Source organism: Thermovirga lienii (assembly GCF_036847465.1).
GTDB classification, from domain to species: domain Bacteria; phylum Synergistota; class Synergistia; order Synergistales; family Thermovirgaceae; genus Thermovirga; species Thermovirga lienii.
Genome location: NZ_DAITZW010000014.1, coordinates 1 through 21,320 on the forward strand (window position 1 = coordinate 1; position 21,320 = coordinate 21,320).

Below are 21,320 nucleotides of genomic sequence, written 5' to 3' on the forward strand. Positions count from 1 at the left end.
CTCCCACCATCTCCTTCAACTAATTAAACGGAAGCAATTTGTGGCCCCTTACATATATTCACTTTTTCGTACTCCTTGAACAGGTTCTCTTTTTTTGAGAAATATCGGAGAGATATTACTCTGGAAGCGGTTCATAAATTAATTCACGACATATTACATAAATCCTTCATAACTTTGCTGTACAACCGCTGTGTGCACAAACCGGATCATGGTTATAAAGTCGAAAACTGGCCTTCCAGTGGCTTCCTGAACTGCCTTTGCATACGGGGGCAAATCGCTACACTCTAGTAGTATAGCTCCCACCTCTGGATGTTCCTCCACTAAGTTTTTGGATACCTCCACTACCTCCTGCTCCATTTTTTCTGAATCCAGAGTACCCTTTTCCTCCAAAATGGCTGTCCTGAATTCTTCCATTTCTTCCATACCTCTTATTACTATGTCCTCGCAAGTATCTACGCCCACAGAACGAAAGTGTTTCTCCGTCAGGCAACTAGCGTTTGCCGTTATTATGCCAATCCTCAGTGAAGGATTTAAAATCCTTCTGATAAAAGGAACCTGGAGCAAACTGGATAGAAAAACGGGTATCCTTAAGGCGGCCGCAACTTCTTCCTGAAAAAGAGCCATGAATCCACAAGCTCCGGTAACAGCCCTTACGCCCTCACTTTCAAGCTCAAGTGCGGCCTCTACAAAAGGCTTAACCAAGGAAGGATCTCTTTGGTTCAGAAGCCTGTCTATGGAGGCACCGTTTACCTTTTTGTACCTCACAGGAAAATCAAATGTGGTCGCGTTGCCCACGTTCCCAGGAATACACGGATAATGAGCATCCAGAATCAATATACCTATCGACTCTCCGTCCCAGCATCTGGTGCTATTTTTAATTTTATAAATCACCATGGCTGCCCTCCAATAGGTTTACAGCATTATAATATAATATGGTATATTATCAATAAAAATAACAAAATACAAACACATTGAATAAAAGTACAGCAAGACCAAGGGCTGATTTTGAGAAGTTCTAACATGTGCAGTATAGAGGAAATGATGGGAATGGCGTGCCCGTCGGGATTCGAACCCGAGACCTTTGGCTCCGGAGGCCAACGCTCTATCCAGCTGAGCTACGGGCACGCGAGACAGGAGCAATATTACCACGCAAGGAAGTTAAATTCAATGGATTTTGGAAGCCCCAAAGAACCACCACGGAAATTACTTATTACCTAAAACTCACTATAGTGACTCCGATGCCCCCCTCCGAAGGTTCTCCCAACCTGAAGTTTGTGACGTACGGAAGCCTCTTACATAGGGCATGGACTTCCCTCCTGAGTATGCCTTCTCCCCGTCCATGAATTATGGTGACCTCTCCGTAACCTGCTCTGAAAGCCCTATCTAGGTAAAGCTCAACTTCTGGTATCGCCTCGTCAACTGTCATCCCCCTGATCATTATTGAAGGGGGGACTGAAACCTTCTTAAAGTCTCCTTTTACAATTGGTCCTTGAACAGCAGTCCTTTCGACTTCCTCTTTTTTCTTCACTAGCTTTAGCTTGCTCAACTGTACCTCTACTTTAATGGGGCCACATAAGAGCACAGCCTTTCCCTCCTCTATGGCCTCCACAGTTCCTTTAGTGGATTGACCTATTATCTCAACAAGATCCCCCGGAGAAATTTCTTCTGCTTCCATCTTCTCATCGTGGACATCTTGTCGCTCAAGAAGCTCCTTTTTCATTTTCAACATGCGTTGTCTGTCCTTTTCAGTGGATTTATGCATATTTCTGGCGTTGAAAAATCCTATTTTTTTGACCATTTCATGGTACAACCTTTGGGCTTCCTCAATCATCTCTAACGCCTTACGCTCCGCCTCGGAAACTATCCTTCCCTTCTCTAGTGCCAAGTTTCTTTTTTCCCTCTCCAATTCGTCCTTTAACCTCTGAAGGTCTGCCTCTTTAGATTCCAGCTGTTTTTTGAGCTGGTCTAGCTCCATATGCTTGTCGTGCAGCTCGTCCACAAGTCTTTCTTCCCCGTAATAGGATTCAAGGAGAACTTCTTCAGCCTTAGATAGTATTTCCTCCGGCATGCCCAAATGTCTCGCTATGGTCAGGGCATTGCTCTTGCCTGGCATACCCATAAGAAGCCGAAACGTAGGTTTCAAGGTTTCCGAATCAAATTCCATGCTCGCTGTCTCTACTCCCTTGGTGGACAGGGCATACCTCTTTATCGAATTATGGTGGGTGGTTGCTATAACCAAACTTCCAATGGATCTAAACCTTTCAAGAATCGCTATACCTAAAGCCGCTCCCTCTTGAGGGTCAGTTCCAGCTCCCAGCTCATCTAGCAAAAACAGGCTCCTTTCATTGGCTTTTTGGAGCATGTCGATCAACCTAGTTAGGTGAGCACTGAACGTGGATAGGTTCTGCTCTATGCTCTGTTCATCTCCAATATCCGCCAACATCCAGTCGATATCGCCTATTTCAGTACCCTCCTTACAGGGAACAGGAAAACCACACCAGCCAAGATATAACGAAACAGCCACTGTCTTTAGGGCCACCGTCTTACCCCCGGTGTTTGGCCCCGTTATTATCAGCTGCTTAAACGAGGTACCACAAAATATATCTATGGGCACGCACTGTTTACCCAATAGGGGGTGCCTAGCGCCTTTCAATTTCAACATGGGAGAATTCTTCATCAACGGAAGGGACCAACGGTCTTTTCTCGCCACCTCCCTCAAGGCATACATAAGATCCAAAAGGCCCAGCACTTGTTCGGTTCTTTCCAGGAGCTTCTGCTTCATCAAGACTTTACTAGTTAGGCTCCGCAAAATTCTCCTTTCTTCCTCCTCTATTTCCTTCTCCAGGATCGATACCCTGTTGTTTATCTCTATCAAACCTTCTGGCTCCATATAAAGGCTATTACCGCTGGATGAACGGTCTATTACTATGCCTCTGAACTTATGCAAATTTTCCTGCCTTACCAAAAGGACTATTCGCCCTTTGCGGTAATGCACGTTTTTATCTTGGAGCATGCCGGATACGGACGGGTTGGACACAAGGTTTTGGGCTGCTTTCCTAGCTTTTGCAGCATAATCTCTATGGGCGGATCGCAGTCTCCCCAAAAGCTCCGAAGCCCCATCGTAAAGTCTTCCATCGTCAGCCAAAACATGCAAATCATCGAACAACTCACTCAAATCAGGTATTCTTCTCGTAAGGGAATAGAGCTCCGCGAAAGCATCCTTCCTGTCTGAAACAGCATCTTTTATTCTTATTGCCAAGCCCACCATGTTTCTTATATGGACTAGCTCCACTCCACTTAGAAGACCTGAGACCTTCGCGTCTTCAAACAATCTACCCAAAGGGTTAAGGTCCTTCTCCCAGGGCAACCTGCCGCATACGTCTTCGTATTTGCAGAAAGAGACAAATAGAGCCTGCCTTTCTTCCACATGCTGAATGGAAGGTAAAGGTTCTTGTTCTCTAAGGCATAAAACACCCAATGGGCTTCTGCACTCTTTTTCTATAAGTTCCAAAACTTTAGGTATATCAACTAGTTGGAGGGTTTTTGCGTCTGTCTTCACGGCTTTTATCCGTCACCTTCTTGTTGAACTTCCTTATAGCTGTCTTCTGCTGGGGACTCTTGGAGCAATATACCTTCACCCTTCCAAAATTCTTTGTATATCGAGATCGTATTCCATTCTTTAGAATCAACCTTACTCATCAAATCCTGTACGTACGGCAAAATAACTTCCGCGATGTTCATGGACACAGACTTTTTGACCCAGTAGTCTCCGGTAAACGGCACCACAAAAGATGACAACATAAACAACAACAGCAGAAACACCGTGCTTTTTACAAGGCCTGCAACTCCACCAAGGATTCTGTCCACAAATGATAAGCTAACAATGCGGAGAAAAGCCTTTACTACCCTTTTAAGGATTCCTCCGACAAGAAGACAAATAAGATAAATCAAAAAGAGGCACAAAATCCGTGCATAGCCTGCATCCAGGGCAAACATCTGCACTAGAAACTCCGCAGCGTGCCCCGAAGCATACCATGCAAACAAGAAACCTCCTACTACGGAAAGGATGGAAATTATCTCTCCAGACAAACCGCGCAATAGACCTCGAGACACAAAATACACCGTCATGAAAAGCACTATTAAATCTACTGTAAATGCTATGCTCATATCTATTACGCTCGCTCTTTTAAAGCTTCTTCCAATTTTCCTGTAACTTCCTCTATTTTGTAAGCCATTTTGAGGCAACCCAAAAGCAACCTTTGTTCCTGATCAACGGAGCTTTCGACGCTTTCAACCGCTTCTTTAACGATGCTCAACACCGCTTTGAACTTTTGCTCATCCAGTCGAGTCAAAATGGAATACGTCTTTTTACCTACAAGAACATTAACTCGCCGAACCTCTCCCTGCAATTGGGTTGCCCCCCTCCTGAAAACCGCTCTTTTCTCTTTCCACTAAAACCAAATTAACGCCCTACTCCATCACAGCTTCTTTTATCTTCTCCAACAGGGCCTTTATCCTTTCCTCCGTTTCCTTTTGCACTGACCTGAGGCTAGAAAGTTCCTTTTCTTTTTCTTCTAGAACCCTCCTGTGCTCCTCTCTTATTGCCTCTACTTCTCTGTCCTTTTCCTCCAAGATCTCCCTGTGTAGCTCTATTTCCTCTTTCAACTGCCTGTTTTCTTCCATCAGCTCATTGATCCGTTTTGTCACTCTCTCCACAAGACTTTCAAGGTTGACAAGATGTTCCTGCATAAAAATTCCCTCCTTAGCGCAAAACGTAACCCTTTTCCTGCAAGGCTTTCCTTAAGTCCATATGAGCTCTATCCACTTCTTCGTCGCGAAGGGTAACTTCCTCAGAACGGTATTCCAATGTAAATGCCACACTAACCTTGCCTTCAGGGACTCCCTTTCCTTCATACACATCGAACAACCTTATGCTTCTTACATATTGAGACGCCAAACCCTTTATGTCCTCTTTAACCTTCTGGACTGGTGTATCCTTGTCAATGAGGATAGATATATCCCTATAAACGGCCGGATATTTGTCAGCTTTCCCAAAGCTACGGGCTTTTGATCTCTCAAGTACCTCAAGATCCACTTCAAACAAAAGGACCGGTTCAGGGAGAGATAGCTCTTCTGCTATCTTTGGTTTGAGCCTGCACAAATACCCTATTGTTTGGTCACCGCAAAGTATATGAGCAGTTTGTCCCCTATGTCCAAACGGATATTCACCTTTGACGAACTCCAAGGAGACGCCCCTGGCTTCAGCCAAGGCAACGATATCAGCCTTAACCGAAAAGAAGTCATCTTCCTGTTTTTCCCACACGGAACGAGGGTCTTTCCCAGGGCATACTATACCTCCCAGGCGGAGGTGCTCCCTAACGCCCAGCTCAGTTCCTTCTTCCAGATGGAAAACCTTACCTATCTCAAACATCCTTATGGGTTTTCTCCAACCGTTTCTTATGTTTGCAACAGCCGCTTTCACCAGGCCGAAAGCCAGAGAAGTTCTCATTATGGACTGATCCCTGCTCAGTGGGTTGGACAAAGCCACATAGCTGGCCAATACACTATTATCGGGAATTCTCAACGTTCTAAGCATGTCTGGTGACACAAAACTATACGTTATTACCTCCACGTACCCGCGCCCCATCGCGACATTTCTCAATTGACGTTCCGTTCGCATTCTTTCCGTAATATCCCCGGGCTTCCGGGTAACGGCAGGTAGGCGCGACTCCATCTTGTCGTACCCCCATATCCTGCCAACCTCCTCAATGAGGTCTTCCTCTATCGATATATCTGGACGGAAGCTAGGAACCTGAAAGATCCTCTTATCTTCATCCCTGGAAGTCTCTACAAAACCTAACCGGCCCAAAATGTCAGAAGCTAAATCCATATCTTCCAACAACAAAACTTTCTTTAATTTTTTCTTTGTCAGCTCTACGTATCGGGGCTTTTCATCGCCTAATCTCTCCAAGATCTCTCCAAGAGGACGGGCTGCTCCCCATTTACTCAGGTACTCAAAGGTCTTATGTAAGGCAATTGAAACTTTCGCTGGATCCACCTTTCTCGCAAACCTATAAGCGGCTTCGCTGGGAAGGCCAAGTCGTCTATACGTCTTGCTCACCCTTATGGAATCAAAATTAGCAGATTCCAGGGCTATTCTTTTCGTGTTTTCGTTTATCTCGGTGTTCTCTCCACCCATCACTCCTGCTAGAGCCACCGGGATACCTCCACTGGTTATCAGAAGATCCTCCGGAGTTAGATGTCTTTCCTTTCCATCAAGGGTCACTATTTTCTCGCCATCGTAAGCACATCTAACGGTGATCTCCTTATCGGGCAAAAGGTCATAGTCGAAAGCATGCAGGGGCTGGCCTAGATAGAGCATAACCAAGTTGGTAGCATCAACGACGTTATTTATGGGACGCATACCCAAAAGAGACAACTTAACCCGCTCCCTGATAGGAGAAGGAGCTATTCTAACGTTGTCCGCAAAGCCCAAAGCGTAAACGGAACAACCATCATCTTTTAAGGTTATTCCCTTAAACTCTTTCAGGACCTCGTTACCCAAGCTTTCTTGACTAATACTTGCATCAAGCTCCTTCATTGGGATATCCAATATGGCTGAGACCTCCTTGGCAAGTCCTCTCACACTCAAAAGATCTCCTCTGTTTGGTGTTATGGAAATATCCAGTACGTAATCGTCCAAGCCAAGGACTTCTCTTACGTCCCTCCCCAACTTTTCGTCTTTTGGGAGTCTCAAAATGCCGAATTCGTCAGCTATATCCGGCAGCCCGATCTCCTCTGCCGAGAGCATCATACCTTCACTTAAAACTCCATCAAACTCCCGATGGCCCATTACGGTTCCATCTGCTATGGTCGCCCCTAAAGCAGCATAAGGCACCACATCGTCGTCCTTCAAATTTTTTGCCGCTGTGACACACGTGGCCTCACCCATGCCCGTGTCCAATCTGGCCACAAGCAGGTTAGCATTACTGGGATGAGGCTCTATACGCTTAACCCTGGCAGTGACGACTCCCTTAAGTAGAGGAACGGGGCGTTCCACTGCCTCAACTTCTGAGCCTGTTTCCGTCAACCTCTCAGCTACCCGCTCAACTTCATCTACATCTATTTTGAGCTCTTCCCTGAGCCAATTCCAGCTTATCTTCATTCCTGGCGACCCCCTATCAAAAATGCAAGATCTCCTTCGAAAAAGACCCTAAGATCATCAAGGCCATATTTCAACATGGCTATACGGTCAAGGCCCATACCCCATGCAAAACCGTTATACTTCTGAGGATCTATACCGCCAGCTATCAATACGTTTGGATGAGTCATACCCATACCTGCAATCTCCAGCCACCCTGTACCCTTGCATATCCTGCACTCTGGGTTTCGGCCAGAGCAGGCCACACATTCTACATCCATTTCCAGGGATGGCTCAGTGAAAGGGAAATAACTGGCTCGGTACCTAACTTTCAGAGGACGCTCAAATATCCTGTTCGCAAAAGCTTCCAAGCATCCCTTCAGATCGGCAACGGAAATATCTTCATCGATCAAGAGTCCCTCCAATTGATGAAACATGGGCGAATGTGTAGGGTCGTTATCCCTTCTGTAAACCTTACCAGGCACTACTATGCGTAACGGAGCACCCATCTGGCGCATTGCCCTTACTTCCACAGGGGAAGTATGGGTCCTTAAAAGTAGCCCGTTATTCGTATAAAAGGTGTCCTGCATATCTCTAGCTGGATGATGTGGGGGGATGTTCAAGGCTTCGAAATTATAGAAGTCGTTCTCGATCTCTGGCCCATAAGCTACTGTGAAACCCATTGATGCAAAAATCTCCACAACTTCCTCCATCACCTGAGCTACAGGATGGAAACCTCCCCACTCCCTACCCCTTGGAGGTAGGGAGACATCTATAGAGTCTTCCTCTTCCTTCCTATCATAGAACTCTTCCAATAAGGTCGATTTTTTCTGAGAAATGGCTTGCTCTATTTCCTCTTTGAGCTGATTCAAAACTTGTCCAGCTCTGGGGCGCTCACTAGGATCTATATTTTTTATGCTCTTTAGGAGGCTAGTTATTTCACCCTTTTTACCCAAGAATTTGACCCTTATCTCCTCTAAATCTTCTGGTGTTCTTGTCTTTCTCAACTCTGACCAGAAAAGATCCTTGATTTGCTCTGTTTTTTTCTCTATGTCACTCACTTTGGCTGCACCTCGTTTCTCTTCATGATAGTTTGGCTTGCTCATAATAATATAAGCTATAGTATAAGTTATTTTATCATTCTATCAATTTATCCAAATCTTCTCGATACGCAGCCACGATCAATTTGTCCTCTCTACCCAAACGAGTATCCGCTCTGGGAATAAACTTGTCTGTGCCCCTTTTTATCAATAACACCATCGCGTTATAGCGGTTCCTGAACTCCAGTTCTGCTAGGGTTTTATCCACCATCTCTTCGCGGGATGCAATTTCGCCAATCAAAAAATCAGAACCTGGAAGCTCTATAAAATTGGACAGCGCTGGTTTTGAAACTTGCTCCGCCACTTTGAAGCCAAAGTCCCTCTCAGGAAAAAACACTTTCTGTGCTCCCATCCTCGCCAACACCCTGGCATGAATGGCGCTATTGGCTCTGGCAGCCACATATGGAACCTCCATACCAACGAGTAACGTCGTTGCTAGAATACTAGCTTCAATATTAGATCCTATGGCGACTATCGCTCCATCTACCTCTTTTGCACCAATTTTTTTCAGCGCTTCTTCATCAGTAGCATCCATTTGAGCAGCCACGTCCACTTTGTCAGTGATTTCTTCTATCCTGGCCCTCACCTTGTCTACAGCTATTACGCTGTCTCCCAACTCAACTAATCTCTCACACACTGCTCTACCAAATCTCCCTAAACCCACCACCAGAAATGTCCTTTTGTTCCCTATCAATTTGGGCAAAATGACCCCTCCTAGCCTATAGGCACATTAACGTCAGCGTACGTAACGCGCCCCTTTTCTTCTTTCCTGGCTATCCCATAAAAGAAAATGATCAAGCCAACTCTACCCCAAAACATCAGCAGAATCAGCAATAGCTTGCTCCCGGTAGACAACTTTGGGGTAATGCCAGTCGAAAGTCCCACTGTACCCAATGCAGATGTAACTTCAAAAAGGATCTCTCTGAACGAGTAAGGCTCCATTAGCCCCATAATAAAACTACTTAGGAATATGGTCATCACATAGACTATAGCAAGAGAAACGGCTTTTCTTAAAACACTGTAAGGAACCCTCCGCCCAAAGAACACGACGTCCTCCCTCTGTAAAATTTCGCTATATAATGAAAGCAATAAAACCCCCAGCGTTGTGGTCTTCATACCTCCACCGGTAGAACCTGGAGAGGCTCCCACTACCATGAGCAAGATCAATATAAAACTACCCAATGGTGACACCTTGCCTATGTCTACAGTATTGAAGCCTGCAGTACGTGCAGAAACTGACTGAAACAAGGCATCCCAAAAGCCCTGAAAAACAGATATCTGCTGATTGCTCCTACAATGCTCGGACAAGAACAAAAAGATACAACCTAGGACTATCAACATAACCGTCATGATAAGGACCATTTTGCAATAGGGAGATAGCCGCTTGCTACGTTTTTCAACACCCACGATCTCGGTAAGAGGGACAAACCCTATGCCTCCTAAAACTATAAGAATCATTATCACCGAAGTTAAATAAATATCCTTACTAAAGGGCATCATGTTTCCTGGAAACGTAGAGAATCCAGCATTGCAAAAGGCGCTCACGCTCTGGAAGGTCGCATGCCCCAAGGCACTCAAAGGTTCATAGTAATCTATCAGTTTTCCAAAAAGAAGCAAGGTCCCGAAAAGTTCTATAGCCAAGGTCATCTTCACTATGTGGCCTAAAAGTCTTATAACTCCTGAAACGCTCTCTAAACCCAAACTATTGGACAGATAATACCTCTGCTGAAGGCTTACTCTGGCACCACGCAATATGAACAAAAAAGTGAAAGCTGTCATGACGCCCAATCCACCTAACTGAATCAACACTGCGACGATTGATTTAGAATAAAAAGTCAAATCAGACGCCGTATCCACAACTACCAAGCCTGTTACGCAAACAGCAGAAGTAGCAGTGAACAGGGAATCAATGAAAGTTAGGGGTTTATAGCTGTAATTAGAAATCCATAGAAGGAGGGTTCCTGACATAATCAACATCAGGACCCCCCACAGAATGACCTTCTCAGGTTCAAGTTTGCCATAAAACTTTTTGGGGTTTATTGTCCAAGCGCCTCCTTGGCCTTCTCGACCAGCGCTTTGAAAGCCTGCATGTCATTAACGGCCAGATCTGCAAGCATCTTCCTGTTAACCTGAATATCAGCCTTTTTCAGTCCGTTTATGAAGTTACTGTAAGATATATCGTTCATTCGGGCTGCTGCACTGATCCTTGTGACCCAAAGTTTCCTAAAATCCCTTTTCCTAGCCCGCCTATCTTTATAGGCGCTTGAAAGAGCGTGCAAAGAAGCCTCTTTCGCTCGTCTGTAAGTATTTTTCTTCCTACCCCAAAAACCCTTAGTTATATCAAAAAGCTTTTTGCGTTTCTTATCGCTCGCGGATCCGCCCTTCACTCGCGGCATGAGCGTTCACCTCTTTCATTAGATTCTTTTGTTTTTTTAAATAAAAGATTCGTCTCTAAGCGTAAGGAAGTAATCTTTTTACGTTCCGTTCCATAGTCGGGTTCAGGTATCCCTTCTGTTTCAATCTCCTCAGCCTCTTACTGTTCTTTTTCCGTAAAAGGTGTCCCCTACCGTTCTTTTTGTAACTCAACTTACCTGTACCTGTCACCCTGAAGCGCTTTTTTGCCCCCGAGTGAGTCTTCATCTTAGGCATGACTTCATCCTCCTTCAGCTACTTTTTACTCGGTATCGGTTAGATAATCTTCGCCTTTATTCCTTGCCTTCTGTATTGTTTTTTTCGTTATCCACCTTAGAAGGCTCCTTTTTCTTTTTTTGGCTCTGTGGCAGAGGTGCCAGCATTATGCGCATATAGCGTCCTTCCATTCTAGGTTCCATCTCCACCTTACCCACATCTTGGCAATCTTTGATTACCCTCTCCAACACTTCTCTGCCCTTGTCCAAAAAGGCCATCTCTCTTCCTCTGAAAAACACTGCCACCTTCACCCTATGCCCATCAGCCAAAAAGTTCCTTATGGCCTTGGTTTTGAACTCGTAATCATGTTGGTCGATCTTTGGGCGCATTTTCATTTCTTTAACTGTCTGCGCCTTGCTCTTCTTACGGGCATCCTTTTCCTTTTTCTGCAACTGATACTTATATTTACCGTAATCAAGGATCCTGCAGACAGGAGGATTGGCTTGGGGGGCTACCTCCACTAAGTCAAGCTCCCTTTCTTCTGCAATATCGAGAGCTCTAGCCAAAGGAACAACCCCAACCTTCACACCTTTTTCATCAATTAACAAAACCTCTTTCGCCCGTATCTCATTATTCACCCTTGGTTCATCAGGTTTTTTCGCTATAGCTGGTCACCTCCAAAAATATTTAGTAAAAAATAAAGCCGGACGCTATCGCCCGGCTCATACAAATCAACAACATAATAGCAATCAGATATGCTATCTTGCTTGACCCGGCAACAGCTCTTAGCGTCCACCTAGGTGGGAGGGTAGACCTCCACTTCTCCCCAGTATATGTTTTTTACATCTAAACACCAACTGCTGACAACGTACTATATCATAGGTTGCCTTTTATATCAACACTGCGAATGTCCGTGTACCAATGGATATATCTCCTTTGGCGCATCACTCTATGCTGTCGGTGATTCCTTGTCCTCCAAAAGTTTAACCAACTCATCCAAAGTCATGGAGCCTAAGTCTCCTGCTTGTCGTTCCCTAACGGCAACGGTCTGCTCTTGGGCTTCCTTGGAACCTAAGACCAACATGTACGGAATCTTTTCCATTTGGGCATCCCTGATCTTTTTGCCCAACTTTTCCTCTCTCTGATCCAACTCCACTCTGAAGCCCTTTTCTTTCAGTTTATCGAAAACCTCCGACGCATAACCGTTGTACTCTCCTCTTACAGGCAATATCTTGACCTGAACTGGAGCAAGCCAGAAGGGGAAGGCCCCCGCATAATGCTCTATGAGTATCCCCAAAAACCTCTCAAGACTCCCAAAAACGGTTCTATGGAGCATAACTGGCCTATGGTGCTCACCATCGGGCCCAACGTAGGTTATATCAAATTTCTCCGGCATCTGGAAATCCAATTGTATCGTTCCACACTGCCATGTCCTGCCTATGCAATCCTCCAAGTGAAAATCTATCTTAGGACCATAGAAGGCACCATCTCCGGGGTTCACCTTGAACTCCACTCCCGCTGTCTCCAAAGCCTCCTCAAGGGCCTTTTCTGCCTTTTCCCACATCAAGGGGTCGCCCATGGCTTTCTCCGGCTTGGTCGACAACTCGACACGGTAGTTGAACCCAAACACATCCTTATAAACGTACTTAACCAGGTCCATTATTCCCAAAATTTCCTCTTTTATCTGGTCTGGTGTTACGTACAAATGGGCGTCGTCCTGAGTAAAACATCTCACTCTCATAAGGCCGTGAAGAACCCCTGACCTCTCATGCCTATGAACCGTTCCAAGCTCAGCCATCCTCAGTGGTAGATCCCTGTAGCTTCGGATCCTGCTCTTGTAGACCAGAATGCCACCAGGGCAGTTCATGGGCTTTATGGCGAAAGGTCTTTCATCTATCTCAGTAAAATACATGTTCTCTCTGTAATGATCCCAGTGCCCTGAACGGATCCAAAGGTCCCTATCCAAAATAAGAGGAGTCCGTATCTCACAGTATCCCCGTTTTTCGTGCTCCTTGCGCCAGAAATCTACGAGCTTGTTTATGATAACCATCCCTTTGGGATGGAAGAAAGGAAAACCTGGTCCCTCAGGTTGAATGCTGAACAAATCCAACTCCTTTCCGAGCTTTCTGTGATCCCGGCGCTTGGCTTCCTCCATTCTAGTTATATATGCTTCAAGCTCCTCTTTCGTCCCAAAAGCTGTACCGTAGATCCTGGTCAACATCTTGTTCTTCTCGTCGCCTCGCCAATAAGCCCCCGCTAGAGAAAGTAGTTTGAAATGTTTTATGTGTGAAGTGCTAGGAACATGGGGACCTCTACAAAGATCCAGAAACTCACCCTGCTCATATATACTTACTTCGCTATCAGGCAGTTCCTCGATAAGTTCAAGCTTATATATCTCTTCCTTCTCCGCAAAAAGGGCTTTTGCCTCCTCTTTCGTTAAAACTTTTCTGGTTATTGGCAAGTTTTCCTTGACTATTCGCCTCATCTCTTGCTCAATCTTAAGAAGAGCCTCTTCTGATATCTGCTGCGGCACATCCAGATCGTAGTAGAAACCATCTTTTATGGCCGGCCCTATGCCAAGTTTGGTTCCCGGGTAAAGCCTTTTTACCGCCTGAGCCAAAAGATGGGATGCCGAATGCCTTAAAACCTCCAACCCTTCCTCACTGGCAATGTAAACTGGTTCCAAGAAACCTCCTGCCGTCAGCTTATAATGCAAATCCACCAAGGTGCCATTGAAACGAGCAGCCACAGCACCTTTCGCACATTTCCACTCTTTGAAGACCTCAATTACACTAACAGGAAGAGCTCCCGAATAACTTCTACTTTCTGGTCCATTTATCAAATTAATCCCTCCCGAAAACTTTTTACCTTAAGCATGTTTTACTGAATTGTACCACAGCATAAGATTTTAGTCGTTTCCATACAAAAATAAGTATACTAAAACACTTTATGCCTTTAGTAAAAAATGATATATTATGTGTAATCTTTCTGACTTTATTTTTATTCCAACTTTTCAAAAACCTTACGATCCACCTAAAGCCACACCTCATTCCCTGCATACATTGCAGCCACTACAACAGGGAAAGGAGGTGCTAGCAAGAAAGACCCCTTCATTTTTTTCCGTTTTTGTTCAAGAAATGGAGTATTGGTGCAGTTTATTTTTGTTCAGCTTAGGAGGGATTTAAAGAATGGCCGAGATTAAGAAAGCTGATCAGTGGGCTAGTAGGTAGGGATTAATATTCTCCGCAATAGGTATGGCTGTAGGTACAGGTAACATTTGGCGCTTCCCTCGAGTAGCAGCAGCCCAAGGCGGAGGGGCCTTTGTTTTGGCGTGTGTCGTTGCTTTATTTTTATGGGCTATACCACTTCTTATGGCAGAGTCAGTTTGGGGCAAAGTAACCAGAATGGGGGTCATAGGGTCGTTTAAGGAAATGCTGGGCAGAAAGTGGACGTGGGCCGGAGGCTGTGTCGCATGGATATCATTGGGCATCGCCTTCTACTACGCCGTAGTCATGGGTTGGTGCGTAAGATATTTTGTATATGTTCTGACCGGAGTCATCAAACCGGGACTGGACACAGAGGCCCTTTGGACCGCCTTCTCCACAACTCCTGGAGCCATGGTCCCGTGGCACATCATCTCCATGGTGATAGCGACCATAGTTATTTTCAAAGGAATATCCCAGGGACTCGAGAAGATCAACAAGATACTAATTCCAAGCCTTTTTGTTTTACTGGTAGTTTTAATGATAAGAGCCATAACGCTCCCTGGCGCAGTAAAGGGATTACAGTATCTTTTCGAACCCAGGTTTGAGCTTTTCGCTTCTGGAAGGCTTTGGCTTGAAGCGTTCACGCAGGTTGCCTGGTCTACCGGTGCAGGTTGGGGTCTTTTACTTACTTACTTTGTCTACGCAAAGAAAACCGAGGACATTTCTCTAAACGCCACAACCATCTGCTTCGCGGACACATCGGCAGCTATGATCGCAGCTATGGCCATAATACCCACCATCTTTGCACTCTCTTCAGATCCCATGGCAGCAGTCGGCTCCGGAAACACAGGCCTTGCATTCATCCATTTGACGAAACTCTTCACTGTAATGCCCGCTGGCACCCTGTTCGCAGGCTTTTTCTTCCTGGCATTGATCTTTGCAGCTTTGAGCTCACTGCTCTCCATGGTTGAGTTGGGAGTAAGACTCCTCATGGATGCCGGGTGGCCTCGCCATAAGGCGGCCCTTGCAGCAGGTATAGGGATAACGATCCTTGGCCTACCTTCCTCCATGAGTATTGATTTCCTCAATAACCAAGACTGGGTATGGGGTGTAGGATTGTTGGTAAGCGGCGTGTTCTTCTCCATAGGAGCGATGAAGATAGGCGTGGACAAGATATGGAGGGAATACATCGAACCGTGTTCCGACCTCAAAGCCTCTTGGATGTGGAAGCTCATATACCTCTTCCCCCTTTGGTTCGTAATCATCTTTACCTGGTGGATCAAGCAGGCTATGAGCTGGTATCCCGGCAGCTGGTGGAAATGGCTTCCCATCTCCGAATACACCTACACGGTAGGAACCATGGTGTATCAGTGGGCCATAATGGTCGTGGTGTTCTTGTTGCTTAACAACTGGCTGGCCGACAAGATGACTCACAAGTTCGAAGCCACTGATTAAAGAAGATAACTGGTATCTTTTGAGCCTAGCCAAAGGAGGGATCATTTATGGGCTGGCAAGTTTACATGATTTTAGTTCTCTTGATAGTGTGGGGTGGAACGTTCTGGTGCGTGGCTAAAACGATGAAAGCTGAAAAACAATAAAACTCTAAAATTCTAGATATGGGAAAGGGGCAGCCCGTTACGGGGCTGCCCCTTTTTACGATTTATTCATTTTATTCATTTTCCCGTACTGCCAAAACCTCCACTACCGCGGACTGTGGCCGTAAGTTCTTCTTTCAGATGAAGCTCTGCCTTTTCTACTTTTGCGAACACCAACTGAGCTATTCTATCCCCTCTAGAAATTTTGAAAGGTTGCTTCCCATGGTTTATCAATATAACCTTGACCTCACCTCGATAGTCACTGTCTACTGTCCCTGGGGCATTCAAAACTGTAACCCCATCTCTGAGAGCCAAGCCACTTCGAGGCCTAACTTGGCACTCGTAACCGCTAGGGATCTCCATGAAAAGTCCCGTACCAACAGCCTTCCATTCTCCTGGCTGAAGGACACACTCTTCAGCAGCCACGACGTCCATTCCCGAGGAACCTTCAGTGGCATATTTAGGAAGAGGAAGGTCTTCGTTTTCTTTGCTCCTACTAATGTAAATCGAGATCTTATTCTTCTCCATAACTAGCCACGCCTCCTAGGTTGCTCGTTGGATCTTGGCGAATTCTTCCTATCCCTAACGGGAGGTCTCTCCCTCTTTTTTGAGGAGCTTTCTATTTTTTCCTCTCTTATCATCTCTTCTGAAAAAGCTTCTTCGTATAAAGCTTGTACCTCTTCCTTTCTATCGAATATCCTCTTCCTGGAGAGGTTTATCCGACCCATGTCGTCTATCTCCTTAACCACGACCAAGACCATATCTCCCGGCTTCAGAATATCGTCCACCTTAGCAACATGATGAGTACTCACTTCGCTCACATGCAGTAAGCCCTCCTTTCCTGGAAGGACCTCCACAAAAGCACCGAAGGGCATAAGCCTTGTCACCTTGCCTAGGTAGACATCTCCTGCTTCCACCTCTTTAACCAATTCTTCTATGATGCTTATGGCCTTTTGCGCGGATTCCCTGTTGCTTGACGCAATGAGCACGGTACCATTATCTTCCACATCTATCTTGACACCAGTCTCAGCAACTATGCTCCTAATGGTTTTGCCCCCTGGGCCGATGATATCCCTTATCTTCTCTTGATTTACCTTCAATGTGTATATCCTAGGAGCAAGAGAGGAAAGTTCTTCTCTAGGCTCCCTTATTGCTTCTTCCATCTTGTCCAAGATGAACAGCCTACCTTGTTTCGCCTGTTCAAGAGCCTGAGTAAGTATCTCCTTGGTGATACCACCTGCCTTATTATCCATTTGCAAGGCGGTAACTCCATCCTTTGTCCCTGCAACCTTGAAATCCATATCGCCAAAGTGATCTTCTAGTCCTTGTATATCAGTTAGAACCACCACCTTGTCCCCTTCCTTGATGAGCCCCATGGCAACACCCGCTACGGCCTTTTTAATCGGCACTCCAGCATCCATTAAAGACAAACTGGCGCCACACACAGAAGCCATGGAACTTGAACCGTTAGACTCTAATATATCCGAAACGACCCTAATGGCGTAAGGGAATAAAGCTTCATCGGGAAGTAGCGGTCTGACTGCCCTCTCCGCAAGTGCCCCGTGTCCTATCTCTCGTCTGCCTGGCCCTCTCATAGGTCTAACCTCACCTACGGAGTACGGCGGGAAGTTATAATGCAGCATGAAGCGCTTAGAGGTCTCGTCATGTTGGAGCCCATCCACCAGCTGGTCATCTTCTCCTACCATTCCCAGAGTGGTGGTCACAAGGGCCTGGGTTTCACCTCTTGTGAATATTGCCGAACCATGGGTTCTGGGCAAAACCCCCACTTTGCAGCTTATGGGCCTTATCTCATCGGTCCTTCTTCCGTCGGCTCTTTTGCCTTCGAAGACTATAAGCTCCCTCACCGCTTTCTTTATTAACTTACCTATGTGTTCCTTTATGTAGCCTTCTTTGTCAGGGTGCTCTTCCATCAAGGCTTCAATGGCTTTCCTCTCTATTTCATCCAAAGCCTTGGCCCTCGGTTTTTTCTCATGGATCATAACGGCAGTCTTTATCTCTTCGTAAAGGTTGTCTTCTATCCATCTATCTATATCAGGAAACTCAAGGGGCTCAGGTATTTGGACCTTTTCCTTGCCTATTTTTTCCCTCATCTCCAACTGGAGGTCTACGATCTTCTTGATTTCCTCCTGAGCCAACGCCAAGGCCTCAACCAAAAGATCTTCTGAAACTTCGTTAGCTCCAGCCTCAACCATGGTTATGCCATCCCTATGACCGCTCACAACAAGATCTAAAGAACTGTTTCGCATTAAGCTTTCAGTAGGGTTTACCACCAGTTGTCCATCTATATAGCCTATCCTCACAGCACCGACAGGGCCTTCCCATGGAATATCCGAAATGGTGAGGGCCGCAGACGCGCCGTTTATTGCCAAAACACTTGGGGAGTTTTCCTGGTCCACAGAAAGAGTTGTAGCGACCACGTGGACATCGTTCCGCATATGCTCGGGAAAAAGAGATCTTATGGATCTATCAGTCAGTCGTGCAGCCAATATCGCCGTTTCAGACGGCCTACCTTCCCTTTTTATGAACCCGCCGGGTATCTTACCCGCAGAATAAAACCTCTCCTCGTAATCCACAAGAAGAGGGAAAAAGTCTATACCTTCTCTCGCTTCCTCAGAAAAACATGCTGTGACAAGCAGCACGGTCTCCCCCATGGAGACCGTTACGGAACCATTAGCCTGTTTCGCTAAAGTTCCCGTCTCAAAAGTCATTACCTCTCCGCCGACCTCGACGGAAAATACATTTGCCATTATTACTCCTCCTCGTTATTTTCTCTTTATTTTCTCCTTATTCATTCAAAAGAATATCACAATCCCGCAAAAATAAAAATGACGAGGACCACAAGGGCCCTCGTCATGCAGTCACAAAAGGTCAAATAGGGAAACTAGTGGCGCAGTCCAAGGCGCTCGATAAGGGTACGGTACCTGTTGAAATCCTTGAGTCTCAAATACTTGAGCAACCTGCGCCTTTTTCCAACCATCTTCATGAGCCCGCGCTGAGAATGGTAGTCCTTCTTGTGGACCTTGAGATGCTCTGTCAATTCCCTTATTCTGGTAGTTAGAATGGCAATCTGAACCTCAGGGGACCCTGTGTCCGCATCGTGCAGCTTGAATTCCTCAATTATCGCCTGTTTCTTATCCTTATCCAACATTTCGACCACCTCTTTCATAAAATCCTAAAACCAAGTAGAGCGCCGTCACCGCTGCACCTAGTATTAGGCTACGGTATTATACCATTTGTCCTCGGTTTTGCAAAACATGAATTGTCCTATCGTCTCATACCTAAAAACAACTATTTAAAATAATCGAATAAGTTAAAGCTCATTCTGCACTCGACATTTTATTAAATTTGTGGTTATATTGTTAATATAGAGACTAGAATAGGAGGTATGTGATAATGAAGATAATACTCATAGAAGACAACCGTGATTTGGTGCAAGTTTTGGCTGAAGGGTTGACCGAAAGCGGCTTCGTCGTAGATTATGCTTACGACGGAGAAGAAGGACTCAATAAGATCTTCAAAAATGAATACGAATGCATAGTACTGGACATCATGCTCCCCAAAACTGACGGATATGAGCTCATCAAGCAGGTCAGAGAGGCGGGAAAAGACACACCAATTCTGGTTCTAACAGCCAAGGACTCGGTGGAAGACAGGGTTAAAGGCCTGGAAGAAGGCGCTGACGACTACCTAGTGAAACCTTTCGATTTTAGAGAACTTCTGGCACGCATAAATGCCCTTATAAGAAGACATACGGAACACAAAAGACCTATCTTGCAGTGCGGCCCCCTCGTTTTGGACCCAGTGGCAAGAGAGTGCAGGGTAGACGGTGAATTGATCCCCCTAAGGAAGAGGGAGTTTGATATACTTGAGCTTCTAATGCGATACGAAAACCAAGTCTTCTCAAGAGAGAGAATCATTGCTCATGTCTGGAAGAAGGAATATGACGGCACCAGTAACGTGGTGGATGTCCACATAAAATACCTGAGAGACAAGTTGCGCCCCTACAATTTAGAGGGTATAGTAGCCACAGTAAGAGGTATAGGATATAAAATTTCCTGCCCTTACAGGTGATGCCGATCTCAAAAAAAACAGCAGTAAGGCGTGAGCAAGATTGTCGCAGAATATCCAGAAAGATAAACTAAAAGAGCGGAGAAACAACTTTCTCCGCTCTTTCCAAGTAAAGCCTTCTCTTTTTTTTCTAAGCCTGATATCAGCCCTCTTCATTGTTGCTCTAGGGGCTGTGTTTTATTTTCTTAATCTCTCAAGGTTAGAAGAGATAGATAAAAACCTTTCAGTAATGTGTGGTCTCGCAGAGATAGTGAGCAAAGAGCTAGAAACCCAACCACAGGCTCTTCCCTCAAATATAGCAATTCAGCTCTATGATCAAAACTTTGTTCTACTAAAAAGCTACGGTCCACACAATCTAACCTTAATACTACCTGAAGAAATGAGGGAAAACCTATCCCAAACCCATTCTAGCAGTTCTATATCCTTCAACACTAAAAGCAACAACGTAGAAAAAGACAGCTTGCTGTGTCTTCCTCTGTACAAAGATTCTTACGCCTATCACATTTACAGGATCAGAGTACAAAAAATCCGACCTAACACAATCTCTCTTGGGCCAACTCATTATTTAGTCCTAATTTACCCAATGACAAATTTCTTCCAAGCAAAAATTGAATATTACGTAGCTTTTGCCTCAATATGGCTGCTTTTTGTGTTATTTATGGCATTATGGTGGGGAGGCCTTCACACCAAGATTAAAAGAGAGCTTCATCAGTTACGAAACGCGATAAAGTCCATTGATATAGACAAAGGCGTACACATTTCCTCTACCGAACAAATAAAGAATCCATATATACAGGAAATAGTTAAGGAACTCAATTCTCTTTTTGCAAGAATAGAGGAAGTCATCAATGGCTTACTAACGTTTACAGCGGATGCAAGCCATGAACTACGAACCCCATTGGCGATAATAAAGGGCATTGTTGACGTGACCCTTTTGAAGCCCAGAGAAATTCCTCATTATCAACGAAAACTCAGAGAACTAGGGGCCCATGCGGACAAAATGCAATCTCTATTGACAGCATTGCTTGAGATGGCCAGGCTGGAAGGCTCTGGAGAGCAAATGAAGATGGAAAGCTTGGAGCTGATGGTCATAGGGGAAGAGGTCTCCACGTCTCTTAAACCCATATTTGAGAGTAAAAAACAACTGTTGAAGCTTAGGTTAAATCCAGCCCCTATAAAGGGGAATGAAGCCCTTATAAACCAACTAATAACGAACCTATTGGACAACGCAAGCAAATACACTCACCAGGGGGGATCCATAACAGTCATAACTGATCATGATTTAAATAAGAACGAAGCTATGCTGGAAGTATGGGACACAGGAATCGGAATGGACGAGGAAACGATCAACCGATGTTTCAATCGACTATGGAGGGCAGAAAAATCCAGAACTACCCCTGGATACGGCCTAGGCCTTTCCTTGGGAATGCGAATAATAAGGATTCACGGAGGGCGCGTCGAAATAGAATCGAAACCCAACAAAGGAACTAAAATAAAGGTCTTTTTCCCCTTAGATCTGGATGCTTTCGAGGCTTACGGCCTATCTTGATCCGACACAAAT

Annotated in this window: 19 protein-coding genes and 1 tRNA gene; 3 read left to right on the plus strand and 17 right to left on the minus strand. The window is 45.3% G+C overall.

Going from position 1 to position 21,320, the window contains the following annotated elements; genetic code table 11:
* Positions 1 to 153: 153 nt before the first annotated feature.
* From V7Z69_RS05315 to thrS, 14 genes are all read right to left on the minus strand, one after another.
* On the minus strand, positions 154 to 894 hold the full coding sequence (locus V7Z69_RS05315; RefSeq protein ID WP_014162891.1) for an aspartate/glutamate racemase family protein: 741 nt from the start codon (positions 892 to 894) through the stop codon (positions 154 to 156).
* 154 nt (positions 895 to 1,048) lie between these two features.
* Positions 1,049 to 1,125 (minus strand) — tRNA-Arg (locus V7Z69_RS05320).
* An 85-nt stretch (positions 1,126 to 1,210) separates the two neighbouring features.
* Positions 1,211 to 3,559, minus strand: a complete 2,349-nt coding sequence (locus V7Z69_RS05325; protein ID WP_334138967.1) for an endonuclease MutS2 — start codon at positions 3,557 to 3,559, stop codon at positions 1,211 to 1,213.
* 5 nt (positions 3,560 to 3,564) lie between these two features.
* Entirely contained in the window at positions 3,565 to 4,167 is a 603-nt protein-coding gene (locus V7Z69_RS05330) for a CvpA family protein (RefSeq protein WP_334138969.1), read from the minus strand.
* Positions 4,168 to 4,172: 5 nt separating this feature from the next.
* On the minus strand, positions 4,173 to 4,409 hold the full coding sequence (locus tag V7Z69_RS05335; protein ID WP_334138971.1) for a hypothetical protein: 237 nt from the start codon (positions 4,407 to 4,409) through the stop codon (positions 4,173 to 4,175).
* A 61-nt stretch (positions 4,410 to 4,470) separates the two neighbouring features.
* On the minus strand, positions 4,471 to 4,749 hold the full coding sequence (locus V7Z69_RS05340) for a hypothetical protein (RefSeq protein WP_014162887.1): 279 nt from the start codon (positions 4,747 to 4,749) through the stop codon (positions 4,471 to 4,473).
* 13 nt (positions 4,750 to 4,762) lie between these two features.
* Positions 4,763 to 7,165 carry a phenylalanine--tRNA ligase subunit beta gene (pheT, locus tag V7Z69_RS05345; RefSeq protein WP_334138974.1) on the minus strand — a complete coding sequence of 801 codons (2,403 nt, stop codon included), beginning with the start codon at positions 7,163 to 7,165 and terminating at the stop codon, positions 4,763 to 4,765.
* On the minus strand, positions 7,162 to 8,247 hold the full coding sequence (gene pheS, locus V7Z69_RS05350) for a phenylalanine--tRNA ligase subunit alpha (protein WP_014162885.1): 1,086 nt from the start codon (positions 8,245 to 8,247) through the stop codon (positions 7,162 to 7,164). The genes pheT and pheS overlap by 4 nt, the downstream gene beginning before the upstream one ends.
* Before the next feature lie 31 nt (positions 8,248 to 8,278).
* On the minus strand, positions 8,279 to 8,944 hold the full coding sequence (locus tag V7Z69_RS05355) for a potassium channel family protein (RefSeq protein ID WP_334138976.1): 666 nt from the start codon (positions 8,942 to 8,944) through the stop codon (positions 8,279 to 8,281).
* A gap of 11 nt (positions 8,945 to 8,955) precedes the next feature.
* On the minus strand, positions 8,956 to 10,218 hold the full coding sequence (locus tag V7Z69_RS05360) for a TrkH family potassium uptake protein (RefSeq protein ID WP_334138978.1): 1,263 nt from the start codon (positions 10,216 to 10,218) through the stop codon (positions 8,956 to 8,958).
* 59 nt (positions 10,219 to 10,277) lie between these two features.
* Positions 10,278 to 10,637, minus strand: coding sequence for a 50S ribosomal protein L20 (gene rplT / locus V7Z69_RS05365; protein ID WP_014162882.1), 360 nt, complete (start codon positions 10,635 to 10,637; stop codon positions 10,278 to 10,280).
* Positions 10,638 to 10,692: 55 nt separating this feature from the next.
* Positions 10,693 to 10,890: a 50S ribosomal protein L35 gene (rpmI, locus tag V7Z69_RS05370; RefSeq protein ID WP_014162881.1), complete on the minus strand. Its 198-nt coding sequence runs from the start codon at positions 10,888 to 10,890 to the stop codon at positions 10,693 to 10,695.
* 56 nt (positions 10,891 to 10,946) lie between these two features.
* The gene (infC, locus tag V7Z69_RS05375; protein ID WP_148256326.1) at positions 10,947 to 11,507 is read right to left on the minus strand and encodes a translation initiation factor IF-3; all 561 of its coding nucleotides are present in this window, start codon (positions 11,505 to 11,507) and stop codon (positions 10,947 to 10,949) included.
* Positions 11,508 to 11,818: 311 nt separating this feature from the next.
* On the minus strand, positions 11,819 to 13,711 hold the full coding sequence (thrS, locus tag V7Z69_RS05380) for a threonine--tRNA ligase (protein ID WP_334138981.1): 1,893 nt from the start codon (positions 13,709 to 13,711) through the stop codon (positions 11,819 to 11,821).
* A 394-nt stretch (positions 13,712 to 14,105) separates the two neighbouring features.
* Between thrS and V7Z69_RS05385 the strand changes: the two genes are divergently transcribed.
* On the plus strand, positions 14,106 to 15,530 hold the full coding sequence (locus V7Z69_RS05385) for a sodium-dependent transporter (protein WP_334139008.1): 1,425 nt from the start codon (positions 14,106 to 14,108) through the stop codon (positions 15,528 to 15,530).
* Between the two features lie 218 nt (positions 15,531 to 15,748).
* On the opposite strand, the gene dut is transcribed toward V7Z69_RS05385, so the two are convergent.
* From dut to rpsO, 3 genes are all read right to left on the minus strand, one after another.
* A complete protein-coding gene (gene dut / locus V7Z69_RS05390; protein WP_014162876.1) occupies positions 15,749 to 16,198 on the minus strand; it encodes a dUTP diphosphatase in 450 nt (149 codons plus the stop codon).
* A 2-nt stretch (positions 16,199 to 16,200) separates the two neighbouring features.
* A complete protein-coding gene (gene pnp, locus V7Z69_RS05395; RefSeq protein WP_334138983.1) occupies positions 16,201 to 18,438 on the minus strand; it encodes a polyribonucleotide nucleotidyltransferase in 2,238 nt (745 codons plus the stop codon).
* A gap of 134 nt (positions 18,439 to 18,572) precedes the next feature.
* Positions 18,573 to 18,839, minus strand: a complete 267-nt coding sequence (gene rpsO, locus V7Z69_RS05400; protein WP_334138985.1) for a 30S ribosomal protein S15 — start codon at positions 18,837 to 18,839, stop codon at positions 18,573 to 18,575.
* A 245-nt stretch (positions 18,840 to 19,084) separates the two neighbouring features.
* On the opposite strand from rpsO, the gene V7Z69_RS05405 reads away from it, so the two are divergent.
* Both V7Z69_RS05405 and V7Z69_RS05410 read left to right on the plus strand, forming a co-directional pair.
* Positions 19,085 to 19,762 (plus strand): response regulator transcription factor, encoded by a 678-nt coding sequence (locus tag V7Z69_RS05405; protein ID WP_014162873.1) that lies wholly within the window; start codon positions 19,085 to 19,087, stop codon positions 19,760 to 19,762.
* Positions 19,763 to 20,417: 655 nt separating this feature from the next.
* Positions 20,418 to 21,308 (plus strand): sensor histidine kinase, encoded by an 891-nt coding sequence (locus tag V7Z69_RS05410; RefSeq protein ID WP_334138986.1) that lies wholly within the window; start codon positions 20,418 to 20,420, stop codon positions 21,306 to 21,308.
* The last annotated feature ends 12 nt before the right edge of the window (positions 21,309 to 21,320 follow it).